The 17351-nt window shown below is 44.2% G+C and carries 15 protein-coding genes; 12 read left to right on the forward strand and 3 right to left on the reverse strand.

The window, feature by feature from the left end; genetic code table 11:
• Positions 1 to 127: 127 nt before the first annotated feature.
• Positions 128 to 733, reverse strand: coding sequence for a bifunctional phosphoserine phosphatase/homoserine phosphotransferase ThrH (gene thrH, locus ACESTK_RS02670; protein WP_118582003.1), 606 nt, complete (start codon positions 731 to 733; stop codon positions 128 to 130).
• 354 nt (positions 734 to 1087) lie between these two features.
• Between thrH and ACESTK_RS02675 the strand changes: the two genes are divergently transcribed.
• The 5 genes from ACESTK_RS02675 to ACESTK_RS02695 all read left to right on the forward strand — a co-directional run bounded on the left by ACESTK_RS02675 (position 1088) and on the right by ACESTK_RS02695 (position 9738).
• Positions 1088 to 2770 carry a phospho-sugar mutase gene (locus tag ACESTK_RS02675; RefSeq protein ID WP_118582000.1) on the forward strand — a complete coding sequence of 561 codons (1683 nt, stop codon included), beginning with the start codon at positions 1088 to 1090 and terminating at the stop codon, positions 2768 to 2770.
• Positions 2771 to 2949: 179 nt separating this feature from the next.
• Complete coding sequence (locus tag ACESTK_RS02680; RefSeq protein ID WP_118581997.1) at positions 2950 to 3159, forward strand: hypothetical protein; 210 nt, start codon at positions 2950 to 2952, stop codon at positions 3157 to 3159.
• A gap of 516 nt (positions 3160 to 3675) precedes the next feature.
• Complete coding sequence (locus ACESTK_RS02685) at positions 3676 to 5178, forward strand: DUF4186 family protein (RefSeq protein ID WP_373118507.1); 1503 nt, start codon at positions 3676 to 3678, stop codon at positions 5176 to 5178.
• Between the two features lie 100 nt (positions 5179 to 5278).
• Positions 5279 to 6430: an exonuclease SbcCD subunit D gene (locus ACESTK_RS02690; RefSeq protein ID WP_373118510.1), complete on the forward strand. Its 1152-nt coding sequence runs from the start codon at positions 5279 to 5281 to the stop codon at positions 6428 to 6430.
• Positions 6427 to 9738, forward strand: a complete 3312-nt coding sequence (locus ACESTK_RS02695; RefSeq protein ID WP_373118513.1) for an SbcC/MukB-like Walker B domain-containing protein — start codon at positions 6427 to 6429, stop codon at positions 9736 to 9738. Before ACESTK_RS02690 ends, ACESTK_RS02695 begins: the two co-directional genes overlap by 4 nt.
• A gap of 54 nt (positions 9739 to 9792) precedes the next feature.
• Here ACESTK_RS02695 and ACESTK_RS02700 read toward each other — a convergent pair whose 3' ends face one another.
• Positions 9793 to 10452, reverse strand: a complete 660-nt coding sequence (locus ACESTK_RS02700) for an HAD family hydrolase (protein ID WP_373118515.1) — start codon at positions 10450 to 10452, stop codon at positions 9793 to 9795.
• Positions 10446 to 11135: a thiamine phosphate synthase gene (gene thiE, locus ACESTK_RS02705; protein ID WP_195698899.1), complete on the reverse strand. Its 690-nt coding sequence runs from the start codon at positions 11133 to 11135 to the stop codon at positions 10446 to 10448. Before thiE ends, ACESTK_RS02700 begins: the two co-directional genes overlap by 7 nt.
• A 105-nt stretch (positions 11136 to 11240) precedes the next feature.
• Between thiE and ACESTK_RS02710 the strand changes: the two genes are divergently transcribed.
• The 7 genes from ACESTK_RS02710 to ACESTK_RS02740 all read left to right on the forward strand — a co-directional run bounded on the left by ACESTK_RS02710 (position 11241) and on the right by ACESTK_RS02740 (position 17274).
• Complete coding sequence (locus ACESTK_RS02710; protein WP_118581979.1) at positions 11241 to 11426, forward strand: DUF6783 domain-containing protein; 186 nt, start codon at positions 11241 to 11243, stop codon at positions 11424 to 11426.
• 118 nt (positions 11427 to 11544) lie between these two features.
• Positions 11545 to 12198, forward strand: coding sequence for a hypothetical protein (locus tag ACESTK_RS02715; protein WP_373118518.1), 654 nt, complete (start codon positions 11545 to 11547; stop codon positions 12196 to 12198).
• Between the two features lie 222 nt (positions 12199 to 12420).
• Entirely contained in the window at positions 12421 to 12963 is a 543-nt protein-coding gene (locus tag ACESTK_RS02720) for a TetR/AcrR family transcriptional regulator (RefSeq protein ID WP_256144131.1), read from the forward strand.
• A 375-nt stretch (positions 12964 to 13338) separates the two neighbouring features.
• Positions 13339 to 13779 (forward strand): hypothetical protein, encoded by a 441-nt coding sequence (locus tag ACESTK_RS02725; RefSeq protein ID WP_373118521.1) that lies wholly within the window; start codon positions 13339 to 13341, stop codon positions 13777 to 13779.
• A 38-nt stretch (positions 13780 to 13817) separates the two neighbouring features.
• Positions 13818 to 15650, forward strand: a complete 1833-nt coding sequence (ftsH, locus tag ACESTK_RS02730; RefSeq protein WP_195698902.1) for an ATP-dependent zinc metalloprotease FtsH — start codon at positions 13818 to 13820, stop codon at positions 15648 to 15650.
• The gene (locus ACESTK_RS02735) at positions 15647 to 16189 is read left to right on the forward strand and encodes a DUF308 domain-containing protein (protein ID WP_173716088.1); all 543 of its coding nucleotides are present in this window, start codon (positions 15647 to 15649) and stop codon (positions 16187 to 16189) included. Before ftsH ends, ACESTK_RS02735 begins: the two co-directional genes overlap by 4 nt.
• Before the next feature lie 98 nt (positions 16190 to 16287).
• Complete coding sequence (locus ACESTK_RS02740; RefSeq protein WP_118581958.1) at positions 16288 to 17274, forward strand: LacI family DNA-binding transcriptional regulator; 987 nt, start codon at positions 16288 to 16290, stop codon at positions 17272 to 17274.
• Positions 17275 to 17351 lie beyond the last annotated feature (77 nt).

Genomic DNA, 17351 nt, shown 5'->3' on the forward strand with positions numbered 1-17351 from the left:
TAAGTCTATGCAGGTTGTGGATTTTACCTTCGCTAAGAGCGCACCTGAAATGACATGCTTAGGAATAGCAGTTGCCCAACTGCTATGTATTGGCGGAAACTGGATGGAATCCAAGTTTTACTTTACATTAATTTTTAATTGCCTTCATAATTGCGTCATACAGCTCGTCATATGTTTCATAAGCCGGAATCTCCGGATATTCAGCCTTGATCGCATCCGTGCTCTTGAACAGGAATCCTGCTTTACTTGCCTGGATCATGCCAAGGTCGTTGTGGCTGTCACCGCTGGCAATGGTGTCGTAGCCGATGGACTGCAGGGCTTTCACAGTGGTATATTTGGACTTTTCGCAGCGCATTTTGAAATCAGTAATTTCGCCATTTTCGCCCACTACCAGTGTGTTGCAGAAGATGGTAGGATAGCCCAGCTTTTTCATAAGAGGACCTGCGAACTGGGAAAAAGTGTCACTGAGGATGATAACCTGGGTCTGTGCTCTTAATTTGTCCAGAAATTCCCTGGCGCCTGGAAGCGGGGCGATCTTGGCGATGGTCTCCTGGATTTCTTTCAGACCAAGACCATGCTCTTTCAGAATGTTCAGGCGGTATTTCATTAATTTATCGTAATCAGGCTCGTCTCTTGTGGTTCGTTTCAGCTCCGGAATGCCGGTTTCTTCGGCAAATGCGATCCAGATCTCCGGGACAAGCACACCTTCTAAGTCTAGGCAGACAATTTCCATAATCTCCTCCGTTCTGCAGCTGTAAAGATTGCTGCAATTGAATTTTATAGTGTTTTTCAAATCTCAATGTCAGATAAAGGGAAAGCGGTTAGGATGGTTGCTTTCACACATTATCTTATTATAGCGTAAAAAAGCCGGGAACGCTATACCTAAATTGATAATGTGAGAATGGAATGTTCCCTGTGAACTGCGACTGAAATGTATAATTGTCGGAAATTAGTGGAAAACAGAGAAAAAATGTCTGGTAGAAATTTGTCGCTTATATTGCCGTTCCGTGAAAAATGTGGTATATTATTAATATCTGTAGTAATATTAGACAAAATAAATAGAATAATAATGGCAGGAGTGGTTAAAATGTATAACGAAGAGTACAAGCGCTGGATGGCAGCGGATCTCGAGGATGCAGATCTGAAACCAGAATTATCTAAGATTGAAGGAAACGACGAAGAAATTAAAGATCGTTTTGCAGTAGCTCTGAAATTTGGTACAGCAGGACTCCGTGGAGTTCTTGGAGCAGGTACCAACCGTATGAATATCTATGTAGTGCGTCAGGCTACACAGGGTCTTGCTAACTGGGTGAAGACTCAGGGCGGCACTCAGACCGTTGCAATCAGCTACGACAGCCGTCTGAAGAGTGATATATTTGCGAAAACAGCAGCAGGAGTTCTGGCTGCCAATGACATTAAGGTCAGAATTTATGATGCATTAATGCCTGTACCGGCCCTTTCCTTTGCGACACGCTACTATGAGTGCAACGCGGGTATTATGGTTACCGCATCTCATAACCCTGCTAAATATAATGGATACAAGGCTTACGGCCCGGATGGCTGCCAGATGACAGATGATGCTGCAGCTATCGTTTATGATGAGATCCAGAAGACAGACATTCTGACAGGCGCGAAATACATGTCCTTTGCAGAGGGCGTTGAGGAAGGCCTGATTCGCTTTGTTGGTGACGATTGCAAACGTGCTCTTTACGATGCAATCGAGTCACGCCAGGTTCGTCCAGGTCTTTGTAAGACAGCAGGACTGAAGCTGGTTTACAGCCCGCTGAATGGTTCCGGACTTGTGCCGGTAACCCAGATCCTGAAGGATATCGGAATCACAGATGTAACGATTGTTCCGGAACAGGAATACCCGAACGGCTATTTTACCACATGCAGCTACCCGAACCCGGAGATTTTCGCAGCTCTGGAGCAGGGACTGAAGCTTGCCAAGGAGACAGGAGCAGATCTTATGCTTGCTACTGACCCGGATGCAGACCGTGTTGGTATTGCCATGAAATGCCCGGACGGTTCCTATGAGCTGGTAAGTGGTAATGAAGTGGGAGTTCTTCTTCTTGACTATATTGCAGCTGGTCGTATCGAGAAAGGCACAATGCCGAAGAATCCGGTTGCAGTGAAATCTATTGTTTCCACACCTCTTGCAGACGCAGTTGCAGAGCACTACGGTGTAGAGCTTAGAAGCGTACTTACCGGATTTAAGTGGATCGGCGACCAGATCGCACAGCTTGAGGCTGCTGGTGAAGTGGACCGTTTCATTTTCGGATTTGAAGAGAGCTACGGATACCTTGCAGGACCGTATGTACGTGATAAGGATGCCATTATCGGATCCATGCTGATCTGCGAAATGGCTGCATACTACAGAAGCATTGGAAGCTCCTTGAAGCAGAGACTTGAGGAGATTTACGCACAGTATGGCCGTTACCTGAACAAGGTTGACAGCTTTGAATTCCCGGGACTCAGCGGAATGGACACTATGGCAGGAATCATGCAGAAATTCCGTGACAACCCGCCGGCAGATATTGCAGGCTACAAGGTAGTGAAGGTTACCGATTATAAGAAGCCTGAGGAGACCGGTCTTCCAGCAGCAAATGTTCTCATTTACAAACTGGAGAATAACGAGACAGTAGTTGTTCGTCCATCCGGAACAGAGCCGAAGATTAAGATTTATTATACTACACTGGGTAAAGATCTTGCAGAGGCAGAAGCTGAAAAAGAGAAGCTGGCTAAGGCATTGGAGCCGATGATGGCTTAAGCGAAGTATATAATCGTATAGTGAATAATCGCCCCTTGCGGAATGATTCCGCAGGGGGCTTTTTACGATGTTTGTAAATTTTTTCTTTATTTGAAGTGAAAATCCCCATTAAGTCGTTGATTACAGTAAAGGGCAGACTATATTGTATAATGCCTGAAAAGAAAACGAGGTGACAATTTATGCTGACGCTGTTATTTATCATTTTAATGTTTGGTATATTTGGCAAAATGATCGGACTTGCTTTCCGCGCAACCTGGGGAATTACGAAAATCTTTTTTCGTCTGATATTCCTTCCCCTTGTCCTGATCGGATTAGTTCTGGGAGGTCTGATCTACATAGCACTTCCCCTTCTTGTGATAGTTGGGATTATCATGCTGGTATTGATGTAATATATTGATAGAATAAAAAATAGATGAAAATACAATCGAAAATATGTTCACTTTGCCAGATGACAAAAAGCGACAGATATGGTAGTATAGATACATCAACGAAAGAGAAATACGAAAAACACTTAAGAAATCTGAAATACGAAAGAAAGCAATAAAGCACAAAAGAATCTGAAAATACAAAAGAACTTAGAAGTACGAAAGTTCTGTGTTTCACCAAAGATTTGTAAATTACTAAAGATTCATAAGCCGCTAAAGATCAACCAAAATACCTAAGATCAATAAGAAAACGAAAGATTTTCGAAACACATCCGATAAAATTATAACAAGACACATCAGAAAAAATGGCTGGGAACTAGTTTCCCAGCCATAAATCATAACAATATCTAACCGATTCCCATTTATAATGACATCTACTCAGAGTAAGTTAAATTGGAAATTTATAGCCCTTTTACTTGAAATAATGTATACTGAAAGAATATGAAGACAAAAACGAAATAAAAATATCGGGAATATATAATGAATACACAAGATGCAATAGAACTTCTGGGGATTGTCCCAGAAGATGATGAAAGAGAAATTAAGCGAAAATATCATAAGATGATCAGCCGTTTTCATCCGGACTCATTGAATGAAGTAAGGGAAGCTCATATTCAGCGTGCACAGGAGATAAATGAAGCGTATCGGATACTGAGCCAGAGCGATAGTCGGGAAATGCAGAACGCATATGGAACGGAAGCTTATGGAACAGAGGCTCATGGCACAGACAATCATAAATCTGGGAAGAGGGAACAGCATCAGGAATGGTCTGGTGAATGGAACGAGGCTGCTTTTATACCAAGGAATATTTATCTGCACTATAGTATGAATCTTTCTGAAGAAGAACGAAAGGAAGCCCAGGGGAAACTGTATTATCAGGCTGCCTGTGGAAAATATATGTGGGATCCGGAGGAAGAGGATTTCGCGCTTTTTCTTACCAGTATTCGTCATGCAGCGGCAGTCCTCCTTGAGAGAACGGAGAATGCCGTAAACGCAGAAGACTTATCTTCTGTACCAGATTTGAAGGAATACCGTTTCCGCATCCAGGCGAAGCTGTTTGAATATCTTTCTATGCAATATGTGAACCCATTGCTGGTTCTGGATTCCCTGATGAAACCAGAGGGCACAGATGGGAAAGGTCAGAGAATTTATCGGGTTAAGGCATTTCTGGCAGCCGAAGCATCCTCCCCGGAAGGCAGGCTTATAGCCAGTTTGCAGTCTGGCGAATATCTGTTTCCAAAAGCTTTCCATGGGAATCAGATTCAGCTTATGAATAAAGACAAACAGGTATTGGGATATCTTCATATGGAAGATGACCGGCTGTATTTTTGCATTATTCCTCTTCTGAAGAGGCATGTAGCGCAGGTGAAATTTCTGGTGCAGGAAGAAGGTGGTGGAACAAATGAAAAAAATGAAGGAATTAATAATACGACGAATAGTAGTAATTTCAGAAATAGCGGCAGAGGAATAAAGCGTGGAAACAATAAGCTGAAAGTTAATATAGATTTCTATTTTCGTTTAGAGGATGAGAACTATACGTATAATAGTTCAGAGCTTAATTTGAAAATTGCAGAAATATTGAATGGATATGAGAAGTATTTGCGAAAATATGATCCGGAACAGGACCAGTTTTGTGATCTGTTTGCCCGCCTGTCCCGCTCGAATTTTCGCAGTCGTTTTCATCTGAAGGACAAGGATATACAGTATATCCGGGAGAAAGGAATGGATACCATCCGCAGTCATGCCTCAGATTTTGTGCGAACACGTCTGGCTCCGGCTCAGATTCCCAATGATGGCAAACAGACTCCAATGCGCGGGCACCCTGTATTCCTGGCTCAGCATGCTACTGGCTGCTGCTGTCGGGGATGCTTGTATAAGTGGCATAGAATTCCAGCAGGAGTGCAGCTCACAGAAGAGCAGCAGGAATACATAGTAGATGTGTTGATGGCGTGGATTGAGAGAGAATATAACAGAAATGCATAGGGCTATGAAGTTGGTTTTATATATACAATCGGTAACATTAAGGTATATGAAATATATAGTTTAACAGGAATTTTGAGAAGATAAGAATGGGGAACGGTTTATGAGAATATTTCACTTATCAGATTTACACATTGGCTTGAAATTAATCAATCGTGATCTCAGAGAAGATCAGGAATATATACTGGATCAAATAATTCAAAAGGCCGCAGAGAAAGTACCTGATGCGATCGTGATCGCAGGGGACATCTATGACAAAGCAGTTCCGTCTGCAGAAGCAGTGGAGGTGTTTGATCATTTTATCGGAAAGCTGCGAAATGCAGTTTCGGATTCTGTAATTATGATGATCAGTGGAAACCACGACAGCGCGCCCCGCGTGAACTGCTTTCGGAGTGTACTTGATCGTCAGAAAATTTATATGATCGGAATGCCGCCGCAGACAGAAGAAGATCAGATTGAGAAAGTGGTACTTCAGGATGAATATGGTCCGGTGAATTTTTATTTGCTTCCCTTTGTGAAGCCTTCCATGGTGAAGCTGATCACTGGTACAGACGAGAATGGAAATAATCTTTCTTACAATGATACGATCCACAGACTGATAGAACGTGAACAGGTTGACATAAACCAGAGAAACATTCTGGTCAGCCATCAATTCTATCTGCCTATGGGGGAGAGTGCAGAAGAAGTTGAACGAATGGACTCTGAGATCCGGACAGTAGGAAATATTGACCAGGTGTCAGCCGATATTCTGCAGAAATTTGACTATGCGGCACTGGGACATATTCATAAGCCAATGAAAGCAGGCGGCGAGTTTTATCGCTATTGTGGAACGCCGCTGGCATGCTCTGTAAGTGAAGCAGGTCAGAATAAAGGAATTATAATGGTTGACATAAAACAAAAGGGCGAAATCACTACAGAAGTAATTCCACTGGAACCGCTGCGCCAGATAAAAGTGATCAAGGGAGATTTAGAGAGTGTTCTGGCACAGCGCTGTAAAGATTATGTGACAATAATTCTTACGGATAAGGTGGATCTGGACGTAATTGATATGCAGGATCGTCTGCGTCTGGCTTTTCCAGGGCTTCTAGAGATACGCCGTGAGACTGTGCGGCAGGTTGATTATACCAGACATGCAGACAGTGAGCGTGAATTGAATCCATTTGAACTTTGCTGCCAGTTCCTCGGAAATGCAGATGCGGAAGAGCAGGAAATTCTTCAGGAGGTTATCAATACAGTACAGGAGGTGACGAAATGAGACCTGTGAAACTTATCATGCAGGCGTTTGGTTCCTACGGAAAACTGACACAGATCGATTTTCAGGAGCCGAATCAGAATTTGTTTCTTGTGACCGGAGACACCGGAGCAGGAAAAACAACTATATTTGATGCCCTTGTATTTGCTCTTTACGGTGAAGCCAGCTCCAGTACAAACAAGAAAGATGGTGTTGTACTGCAAAGCCAGTATGCAGAGTTGAACGTTGAACCATTTGTAGAGCTTGTTTTTTCCGAAGGGGCAGGAGAAAATAGCCTGCTGTATACTGTCCGCCGTGTTCCCAGACATCTGAAGCTTCTGACAAGAGGGGCGGGGAAAAATACAGGAAGTCGTGAAGTACCGGGGTCTGTCAGCCTGATCATGCCAGATGGTACCGAATATCCACAGAAGGAAGCTGACAGCAAGCTGGGGGAGATCCTCGGTCTTACCAAAAGCCAGTTTATGCAGGTTGCCATGATCGCTCAGGGAGAATTTATGGAGCTTCTTCGTGCAAAATCTGATGATAAGAAAGTCATCTTCCGGAAGCTGTTTAACACTGAATTATACCAGAATATTGTGGACGAGCTGATGAATCGCAAGCGTTCCCTGGAAAAAGAGATTGCCCAGATCAAAACTGCATGTCAGACTGAAGCTGCCCATGTGGTAATTCCCCAGGAATATGACCAGTGGCAGGAAATAGAAGGGCTAAAAAAGCAGGTTTTGAATGGGGAAATTGTAGTGATGGATTGCTTTCTGGATCATCTGGGCGAGTTATGCAGAACACTGGAGAAAAGTGTGAATTTTACCTCGAAAGAATTACAATCCGCATCAAAACTCCGCGACGAAAAAAGGGATATCTACAACAGTTCCATTCAGCTGACGAATTTATATGCGCAGCTGGAAAACGCTGAGGTTCAGCTTTCTGAATGTGGGAAAGTGGAAGCACAAATAGGGGAAAAGACCATTCTGTCAGAGAAAATTAAGAAAGCATACGAAATAAAAGGCGAATACGCACGCTGTCAGGATGCCTTGCGTAATATGCAGACATGTGAGAGTGCCTTAAAGGAGCAGCAGGAACGAGCTCCTTTATTAAAAGAACAGTCACAATCTGTCATTCAGACAGCGAAGGCGGTGAAAGAAACGGCAGAGAAGGAGCTTAAGGCGTACACCACTATTTATGAGCGCGTGAATAAAGAAGTGAAGCTCCTTAAGCAGATCAAGGAAGCAGAAAAAAGTGTAAAGACCAGCCAGCAAAATCTGACCGCAGCGCAGGCCGCAGACCGCAAAGCCAGAGAAGATCTGGAGAAAATGGAGAAGCAGGAAGCGGACTGGAGGGCTCAGTCAGAGAAGCTGACCGACACTAATGAGAAAATTGCTGTCTGGAAAGGGAAAAATCAGGAACTGGAAGTACTTGGCATTGAGGTACAAGAAACGGAAGATCTTCTTAAAGGTGTAGAAACACAGAAAAAACTGGCGAAGAAAGCACGAGAGACATACCAGAAGAATAGAACCAGATATGACGCAAAGAGTCAGGAATATGAGTCTATGCGGAGAATTTTTCTGGATGAGCAGGCTGGTTTTCTGGCGCGCGAGCTTCAGCCAGGGAAACCATGTCCTGTATGCGGTGCAATAGAACATCCGAATCCATGCATAGCTTCTACCCTTCATAGAGATCTCACCCGTGAGCAATTGGAACTGGCAGAAAAAGAAGTTTCTGAGCTTCGAAACAGACAGGAACAGTCTGCCGGTGAAGCAAGGTCAGCTGTGGATATAGTTGCAGAAAAAGAACGACTTTTGGAAGAGACAGGAAGGAAGCTGTGCACGCGTATTTTAAATGATCATGAGCAGTTCCCGGAAGCAGGAATGCTGGAAGTATTTGATTCTTTGGGAGACAATATAAAAAATTTCCAGGAGAGCAGAAATTCAGAAGTCCCTGGTGCAGCCCAGGATCAGATGGCGGATAAAGAGTGTAATTGGAATGCCTTGCTGAAGCAGATACAGACACTTCTTGGAACCTGGAAAACTTTATTACAGGAAGAGGGTACAAGACTTAATACAGCCCAGAAAACATTGCGTAATCTTCAGGATGCTCTGGGACAGGTAGAAGAGCGGAAGAAATCAGGAAAAACTGCCGTAGAGGAATGCGGACAAAAGCTGACTGAGGCAGCAGCGTCAGCCAAGAGCGCAGAAGCTCTTCTGAAGCAGTTGAATGATTCCCGGGAATATCCATCAGAAGAGGCGGCTATGACAGAGTTTAACCAGGCAAAAGGAAAATGGAAAGCTGCAGAAGCTGCTTCCAAGGAAGCTGAAAAGAAAGAAAAAGCGTCTTCTGAAGATCTGGTTAACTGTACCAGCTTGATTAAACGATTTGAAGGGGAACTTCCAGATCACCAGAAGCTTTACCAGGAGCGGCAGGCCTTTTATCAGACTCTGATGAATGAGAAAAATATGACAGAGGCAGAATGGGCGGACATAGCAGAGAACTATACCCGTGAAACAGCGGAGCTTTTGCAAAAAGAAGCAGACAGCTGGCAGCGAAAAAAACTAGCCGCACAGACCACTGCAGAAACAGCTGGAAAAGCCATAGATGGCAGGAGCAAGCCGGATATGGAAGCTGCCAAGTCCCAGATGGAGGAAGCTGAGAAAGTACGGCTTCAGACTCAGACGAAACTGGAACTTTATAAAGAACAGTATAAAGCTGATAAAGAGGCATATGATATTCTTAGCCCTCAGATGGAGAAGCGAGGTAAGATTATTGAAAAGCATACCAAGCTGGAAACTCTTTATAAGCTGTTGTCTGGAAATATGTCCGGAAACCGTATGGATCTTGAAACCTATGTGCAGAGATATTACCTGGAGAAGATTCTTTATGCGGCCAATCGCCGCTTTGCGAATATGTCTGCCGGACAGTTTGAGCTTCGTATGGTAGACGAGGAGAATGCGGGGAAAGGCAAGAATCGTGGTCTGGATCTTATGGTATATTCTAATGTTACCGGCAAAGAGCGTGAAGTCCGTACCCTTTCCGGAGGAGAATCCTTTATGGCAGCCCTGGCATTGGCACTTGGAATGGCAGATCAGATCCAGGAGAGCTCTGCAGCGATACATCTTGATGTAATGTTTGTGGATGAAGGCTTCGGTTCCCTTGATGAGCATTCCAGAGAACAGGCGGTAAAGGTTCTTCAGGAACTGGCGGGAGGAAGCAAGTTGATTGGAATTATTTCTCATGTGACCGAGCTGAAGCAGGAGATTGAAGATCAGCTGATCGTCAGCAAAGACGAGAAGGGAAGTCGTGTGAAGTGGCAAATAAGCTAAAGACTGCCGCGTAAATAATATCGGGAAGCTTAATAGCTTCCCGATAGAGAAAAATTATAGATTTTTTACAAAATTAATAAATTCCTCCAGCTCACTGTAATCACGAATTCTACAGTTTGCCAGACACTGTATTTCCTCTTGATTTTCTTCATGAGAGTCGTACACAGCAGTGGTATAGAAGCCATCTTTCTTAGCTGTAGTAAGGGCATGAAGAGAATCTTCAAAGACCATGGTATTGGTTCGGTCAGTGCCAAGAAAGTTCAAGGCTTCCCGATAAATGGTTGGTTCGTCCTTTCCGGCACCCGCAGAGGAGCAGGTAAAGATTTCGCTGAAATAATCAAGCACTCCGCAACGTGCCAGGGCAGCTTCCACGAGGGAGCGCTCTGTAGCAGTGGCGATACACATTTTGACTCCGGTCTCATGAAGCTGAGCCAGAAATTCTTTCAGATGAGGCTTCAGCTGAGCTTCATAGCGGTAGAAATCATCTACAATTGCTACAGCACTTTTGATCAATTCATCTCGGGTCTGTTTTACACCATAGTGCTCAATAAAATAGTCAGCTGCCTGGTGGAGACTCATAGTGGCGATTGCTTCATCCAGATCCGGTTCAGGTTCAATTCCCTGGCTTCGCAGGTAATTTTCGCCTACATGATCCCAGGCTGACATAGAATCCAGAATCGTACCATCCAGATCCCAGATGGCACCCCTTAACATGAAATTCCTTTCCTGAAAGATGCATTGTCTTTGGAAATACAAGTAGAATCTTTCATTTTGAGAGTAAGCTCTTTAAGCTCTCTGGTTGCTTTTGTAATATCTTCAGCTGCAAAGATGGCACTTACAACTGCAATTCCGCAGATACCGCTTCCAGCCAGCTCCATTACATTGTCATGTGTAATTCCACCGATAGCAATAACAGGAATATTTACAGCCTCACATATTTGTTTTATAGTTTCATGGCTGATATTGCCGGCATCTTTTTTGGTTCCGGTTTGGAATGCGGCACCTACTCCCAGATAATCTGCGCCATTTTTTTCAGCAAGAACAGCCTCTTCAACTGTATGCGCAGAAACGCCGATGATTTTGTCAGAACCGAGGATGGCTCTGGCATTACCAGCAGCCATATCCTCCTGCCCTACATGAACGCCATCGGCATTGATTTCTTTTGCAATTTCTACATTGTCATTGATCACGAATGGTACATGATAGCGCGCACATAACTCTTTGATTTCCGCAGCTTCTTTGCGAAAACTATCTGTATCCAGAGTTTTTTCGCGTAGCTGAATGAAGGTAGCCCCACCTTTTAAGGCTTCTTCGACCTGGTCATATAAAGTTCTGCCATTTAACCAGCTGCGGTCAGTAACGGCATAAAGTAAAAGCTCTTTTTTATTGCAGTTCATTGGTAAAACCTGCCTTTCACATATAACTTGTGCGTCAAACACACCCTAGTACATTATATAAAGCTGAATCTGGAAAGTAAAGGTAATTATTAAGCTAGAGCCTGTTTGAAAAATCATTCCCGCAATCTGCACGCCCCACTTTGCGGGAGATTTTGCCCGAATTCGGTTGCCGTAGCCCGCTACGGCGCCCTCATCCGGACAAAATCTCCCACAAACTGTGACGCACATCTTGCAGAAAGCCTTTTTCAAACACGCTCTAGAGCGTGTTTCTGCGAAGATCGAGAATCGTAACCCATAATGTTTGTTACACGAACAGGAACCTGTACATTGAAAAACGAAAAGTGATATGTTAGACTAATATTAAAATTGTGTTTTTGTCGGTTCGCAAAAAAGAGAGGCAGGTTTGATTATGGATCAATTTGAGCAGATGAAGGTGACACGGCAGGCGATGAATGGCAGGATGTGTCTGATGTTTGGTGGTATTTTCCTGATGTTTTCAGCCATTACCTCCACGATCATGTATGGAATCAATTTTTTTATGACAGCTCTGGAAGCAGATAAAGGAACTGCAGAGTATGTAGAACTTCTTGAAAATGCCGGAGTGGGAAGTGGACTTCTGAAAGGGATTGGTATTTGTTTTATTGCAGTAGGAATTTGGGAAGCTGTAGTTGGATTTCTATCTGTAAGGAACTCCAACAGAGTAGATAAGAGCAGATTTTCTGTAAAACTGGCCATATCTCTTCTTATAACTGAGATTGTCATGCAGGTAATTCTGTTTTTTACCGGATTGATGAATCTGGGGCTTCTTTTTACAGCCATTGTGCTTCCGCTGTTTTTACTTTGGGGAGCCACCCGTTTAGGCAAAGTTGCCAAGGCTGATCCGGAACGCAAATTTGCAGTAGACCCAGCCAGGAAGAAAACCTCCCAGCAATCTCAACCGGCCGCCCCGAAGAAGAGCATTCGTGAGAGAGCCGCTATGCAGGCGAGAGAAGATGTAGTGGTACCAGAGAAACAAGATACTGTAGATGAGGAAAATATTGCAGATTCAGAAGAGTCAAATTAGAAACTCAAAGTATGAATATAAGCATCATTGGAAAATGCAGTGGGTATAAGCGTCATAGGAAAATGCAGTGGGAAAATTGTTAAAGATATATAACCTGTGAAATTGTATGAGCGGTAGTTGGTTGTTGCTCCCGATAATATGATTTGCATGTAGCTATCAAGGTATAAGAATTTGAGCCTTTTTATGATTCAACATCGGATAAAGGAAAGAGAACCACAGTATATGGACATGAAAGAGATCATCGCAGAAGCAGCCCGTAAGCTGATTCTGGAGAAAAAGGTAAAGAAGCTTACAGTAAAGGATATTGTGGAAGAGTGCCAGATCACCAGGCAGGCATTTTACTACCATTTCGAAGGAATACCGGATCTGATCCAGTGGAGCATAAAGCAGGGAACCAGGCGGCTGCTGGAGGCGTGCAAAGAGCAGGGCGGCGCAGAAGCAGCGCTGAAGTATCTGTTTGTTTTTGCCATCAATGCTATACCAGAAGTGCGGAAAGGCATAGAAAGTAATTATGGCAAAGAACTGGAACAAACCCTTATGCAAGGAACCTACGAGTTGTTTGAGAGCATTGTGGAAGAAAAAAATCTGTACCAGAATTATAGCCGCCAGGAGCTGAAACTGATCCTCCGTTACCACAGCCATGCTATCTTTGGTATTTTCCAGGACTGGACACCGGAGGATACGAAGAATCTGGATATGATCGTACACGAAGTCTATTTGATTATGATGGGAAAGAATGCTACAGAAGATGTCTTTCTGTGCTGAAAAATGCTCCTGTTTATTCGTGACAGTTTTATTCCTGTGTTTATTGACCTTGAAGCAGTTTTGAAAGTGAAATTGACGGAGGTGGAGACCGACTGGGAATAGAATCCAGAGGCCGGATGCAAATACATGGAGGGAACTAAATAAGAGATCAAACGGGCAAGGTGTATCTTTACACTTTGCCCGTTTTGTCTATACACGGTGAAATTTTTGGCTATCGACACTTTCTTCTGCTTGTACTAGAATAAAATCATCAGGATTACGGAGTGCGATTGTGACGCACGTTTTGCAGAAAGCCTTTTTCAAACATGCGCTAGAGCCTGTTTGAGAAAGAACGGAAATGATAACGTAATCCGCAAGGAGAGGAGGGAACCATATATGGCACATGAAATTTTATCCGTAAAAATGTACGAGCTGGATAAAAAACTGGAACAGACCCACAGTCGGATTCAGCTGGCGGAGAGTATGGATACGGAAAGACTCCACCAACAGATCCAGAATCTTCGACAGGAATGTCAGGAAAGCCGTATCACTTTGGAAAACAGACTTCGCCATTCCAAGACAGACTGTGTAATGAAGCTGGCAGGCGTCTACGACCAGGTGGAGGCAGCAGTTGGAAAAGTGCTGGAGGCAGAAAACATTAATTTGAAAAATAAGGAGCCAATATTTGAAAATGTGCTCCCGGGAACGGAGAAGAAAATCCTCACCGCAGAATACGCCCTTGATTTTGCAATGCAGGCAGTAAACCGGGCACTTCTGGTATCGCTGGAGGCTATTGAAGCCCAGCGTCTGGAAGAGAAGAAAGAGGCAGAAGAGTGAGTAGACACTATTAGTTTACATAAGAAAGGACTACAACTATGAAAGAAGTAAAAACCCCAAAAAAGCCGTTGATCTATTACTACGGCATTGTGCTTCTGGTACTGATCGTCTTTAACCTGGTGGTTTCCCCAATCTTAATGGAGCATCAGGTAGAAGAAACCGATTACGGTACCTTCATGAGCATGATCAATGACAAAAACATCGGTAAAGTAGAAGTGGAAGATAACCAGATCGTCTTTACCGACAAGAACAATGAAAAAATTTACAAAACCGGTCTTATGAATGACCCGGATCTCACCGACCGTCTGTATGAGTGCGGTGCCACCTTTACCAAAGACATTGACCAGCAGGCCTCTCCGATTCTCAGCTTCCTGGTAACCGGACTTCTACCACTGATCATTTTCATAGTTCTTGGAAATTATATGGCAAAGAAGCTGATGGAGCAGGCTGGAGGCAAAAACTCCATGGCATTTGGCATGGGAAAAAGCAATGCAAAGGTTTACGTTCAATCCAGTGAAGGAATCCGTTTCTCAGATGTAGCCGGAGAGGATGAAGCCAAGGAAAACCTTGCAGAGATTGTAGATTACCTTCATAACCCAAAGAAATACACAGACGTGGGAGCCTCCATGCCGAAAGGCGTTCTCCTTGTAGGCCCTCCAGGTACCGGTAAAACAATGCTTGCCAAAGCCGTTGCCGGAGAAGCGAATGTCCCATTCTTTTCCATGTCCGGCTCTGAATTCGTAGAAATGTTTGTAGGTATGGGTGCCTCCAAAGTTCGTGATCTTTTTAAGCAGGCGAAAGAGAAAGCCCCATGTATCGTATTCATTGATGAGATCGATGCCATCGGTAAAAAACGTGATGGCCAGGTAGGGGGCAACGATGAGCGTGAGCAGACACTGAACCAGCTGCTTACAGAGATGGATGGTTTCGAAGGCAACAATGGGGTTATCATTCTGGCAGCTACCAACCGCCCGGAATCCCTTGACCCGGCACTTACCCGTCCAGGACGTTTCGACCGCCGCGTACCAGTTGAGCTTCCCGATCTTGCAGGTCGTGAAGCAATTCTGAAGGTTCATGCAAGAAAAATCAAAGCATCCGATGACGTGGATTTCCACACTATCGCACGTATGGCATCTGGTGCATCCGGAGCCGAGCTGGCAAATATTGTAAACGAAGCAGCACTTCGTGCAGTCCGTGACGGACGTACAATCGTTACAGAAGCAGACCTGGAAGAGAGCATTGAAGTGGTAATTGCTGGCTACCAGAAGAAAAACGCAGTTCTCTCTGACCAGGAGAAAAAAGTGGTTTCCTATCACGAAATCGGACATGCCCTGGTGGCAGCCCTTCAGAACCATTCCGCTCCTGTTCAGAAGATTACTATTATTCCGCGTACTTCCGGTGCACTCGGCTATACCATGCAGGTAGAAACTGGTGACAAGTATCTGATGACAAAGAAAGAACTGGAAAATAAGATTGCAACCTTCACCGGCGGACGTGCTGCAGAAGAAATCGTGTTTGGCGAGATCACCACAGGCGCTTCCAACGATATCGAGCAGGCAACCAAGATTGCCAGAGCTATGATCACTCGCTACGGAATGACCGACGAGTTCGACATGGTGGCTATGGAAACCGTTACCAACCAGTACCTTGGCGGCGATGCATCCCTTTCCTGCTCCGCAGATACCCAGAAGGAAATCGATGAGAAGGTTGTAGAATTAGTAAAACGAGAACATGAAAAAGCCAAAAAGATCCTGACAGACAACCGTAAAAAACTGGATGAACTGGCTATGTTCCTTTATGAAAAAGAAACGATAACTGGCGAAGAGTTTATGAAAATTTTAAATAACAAAGAGGAGAGTGAGGAAAAATGAGAAGACGTTCACGTTATGGCTGGCTGGAACTCATTGAGGGAATCCTGCTGATCCTTCTTGGGATTTATACGTTGTGTAATCCGGGCGGCATGCTCCGCGGAATTACCTTTGCGTATGGTTTTCTTGCTGTCATCACCGGAATTTCAGATATTGTATTTTATGCAAAAACAGAGCGCTATATCGGCTTCGGACCTACCATTGCTCTGGTGACTGGAATTTTAAGTCTCCTTGCCGGACTAATGCTCCTGATGTACCCAAATGCCGGAGAGCTGATTATGACCCTGCTTCTCCCAATCTGGTTCATCGCTCATTCTGTTTCCAGATTGACCCACATCCCTCTGGTCCGTCTAGCAGGAAAATTTTACTATTACTTTACCTTGATTGTAAATATTCTTGGAATCATCCTTGGCTGTCTGATGATCATCTGGCCGTGGGTAGCGTTGTTTTCAACGGGCTTTATTATTGGCGGTTATCTGATCCTTCTTGGAATCGATTGCGTGGTGATGGCCTGCAGTGACATGGATGCCGGGTGGATGTAGAAACAGGATGTATTTACCGGTTGACACAAGAAACTACGAGGTGATAAAATCAAGATGAAATAAAAAACTGCAGCTCGCAATAAAGGAGATTTACATATATGGCAACACTTAAGGATGTGGCGAAGGCCTCAGGCCTAACGGTAGGAACAGTTTCCAGAGTCCTGAATAACAGAGGATATATCAGTGATAAGACCCGTGAGAAAGTATATCAGGTGATGAAAGAGCTGAATTATCAGCCTAATGAGACAGCTCGCGCACTGTCAAAGCAGAAGAGTAATACGATAGGAGTTATTTTGCCGAATATTGAACATCCTTATTTTGCCAAGGTACTAAGCCGTTTGGAGCGAGAGGCTGCGAAGCAGGGATATCGTATCATGCTTTTTGTTTCCAGGTATAAAGAAGAACGTGAGGAACAGTGTATTGAGATGTGCAAGAGCGAAAGAGTGACCGGCGTTGTTCTTTGCAGTGGAAGTTTTGAAACTGAGAAATTTGAAGATCTTGATTTCCCGTTGATCACATTGGAACGTTCTATGGATGAAGGGACATCCGGGATTGAATGTGATAACTATCAGGGCGGTGTGCTGGCAACGGAGCTTCTGATTGAGAAAGGCTGCAGGAAGCTGATGTTTATCGGCGGAGTAAGTGCAGGGGTTGACATTCATATGCCAGGAGATCTCCGCGAGGTTGCATTTCGTGATATCTGTAAGAATCGAAATGAAGAAAATGTGGTTATGGTAACGGATAACCGTCTTTTTGATTCTCTGGAATATTATGAATATGTAAGACAGGCACTGGTGGATAATCCTGATGTGGACGGTGTATTTGCCAGTTCAGATGTTATTGGTGCCTATGTACTGCAGGCATGCGCAGATCTGGGAATCAAGGTTCCGGAGCAACTGAAGATCGTAGGTTTTGATGATGTGAATATTGCCCAGTTTACAAGTCCGGGACTTACGACAATTCATCAGCCTGTGGAACAGATGGCAGAATTGGCAGTAGCAGCTATTGCGCAGATTGATGAGGGGAAAGTTGTACCTACTAAGACAGTATTTCCGGTTACACTGGTTGAGCGAGGGACGACTTGAACGCAGATAAGCATTTCCCCGCTTCAAGTGCGCGGAGCACTAAGCGGCGAGTGAGGGGGGATGCTTCTGCCAGTGGG

This window comes from Ruminococcus sp. Marseille-P328, from assembly GCF_964249465.1.
Taxonomy (GTDB): Bacteria; Bacillota; Clostridia; order Lachnospirales; family Lachnospiraceae; genus Blautia_A; species Blautia_A faecis.

Bases quoted from the DNA above. Each gene is read 5' to 3' on its own strand.
- ACESTK_RS02685 (WP_373118507.1), top strand. From the start codon at position 3,676: ATGAATACACAAGATGCAATAGAACTTCTGGGGATTGTCCCAGAAGAT.
- ACESTK_RS02675 (WP_118582000.1), top strand. From the start codon at position 1,088: ATGTATAACGAAGAGTACAAGCGCTGGATGGCAGCGGATCTCGAGGAT.
- ACESTK_RS02700 (WP_373118515.1), bottom strand. From the start codon at position 10,452: ATGTTAAGGGGTGCCATCTGGGATCTGGATGGTACGATTCTGGATTCT.
- ACESTK_RS02735 (WP_173716088.1), top strand. From the start codon at position 15,647: ATGAGAAGACGTTCACGTTATGGCTGGCTGGAACTCATTGAGGGAATC.
- ACESTK_RS02715 (WP_373118518.1), top strand. From the start codon at position 11,545: ATGGATCAATTTGAGCAGATGAAGGTGACACGGCAGGCGATGAATGGC.
- ACESTK_RS02695 (WP_373118513.1), top strand. From the start codon at position 6,427: ATGAGACCTGTGAAACTTATCATGCAGGCGTTTGGTTCCTACGGAAAA.
- ACESTK_RS02680 (WP_118581997.1), top strand. From the start codon at position 2,950: ATGCTGACGCTGTTATTTATCATTTTAATGTTTGGTATATTTGGCAAA.
- thrH (WP_118582003.1), bottom strand. From the start codon at position 733: ATGGAAATTGTCTGCCTAGACTTAGAAGGTGTGCTTGTCCCGGAGATC.
- ACESTK_RS02690 (WP_373118510.1), top strand. From the start codon at position 5,279: ATGAGAATATTTCACTTATCAGATTTACACATTGGCTTGAAATTAATC.
- ftsH (WP_195698902.1), top strand. From the start codon at position 13,818: ATGAAAGAAGTAAAAACCCCAAAAAAGCCGTTGATCTATTACTACGGC.
- ACESTK_RS02740 (WP_118581958.1), top strand. From the start codon at position 16,288: ATGGCAACACTTAAGGATGTGGCGAAGGCCTCAGGCCTAACGGTAGGA.
- thiE (WP_195698899.1), bottom strand. From the start codon at position 11,135: ATGAACTGCAATAAAAAAGAGCTTTTACTTTATGCCGTTACTGACCGC.
- ACESTK_RS02725 (WP_373118521.1), top strand. From the start codon at position 13,339: ATGGCACATGAAATTTTATCCGTAAAAATGTACGAGCTGGATAAAAAA.
- ACESTK_RS02720 (WP_256144131.1), top strand. From the start codon at position 12,421: ATGGACATGAAAGAGATCATCGCAGAAGCAGCCCGTAAGCTGATTCTG.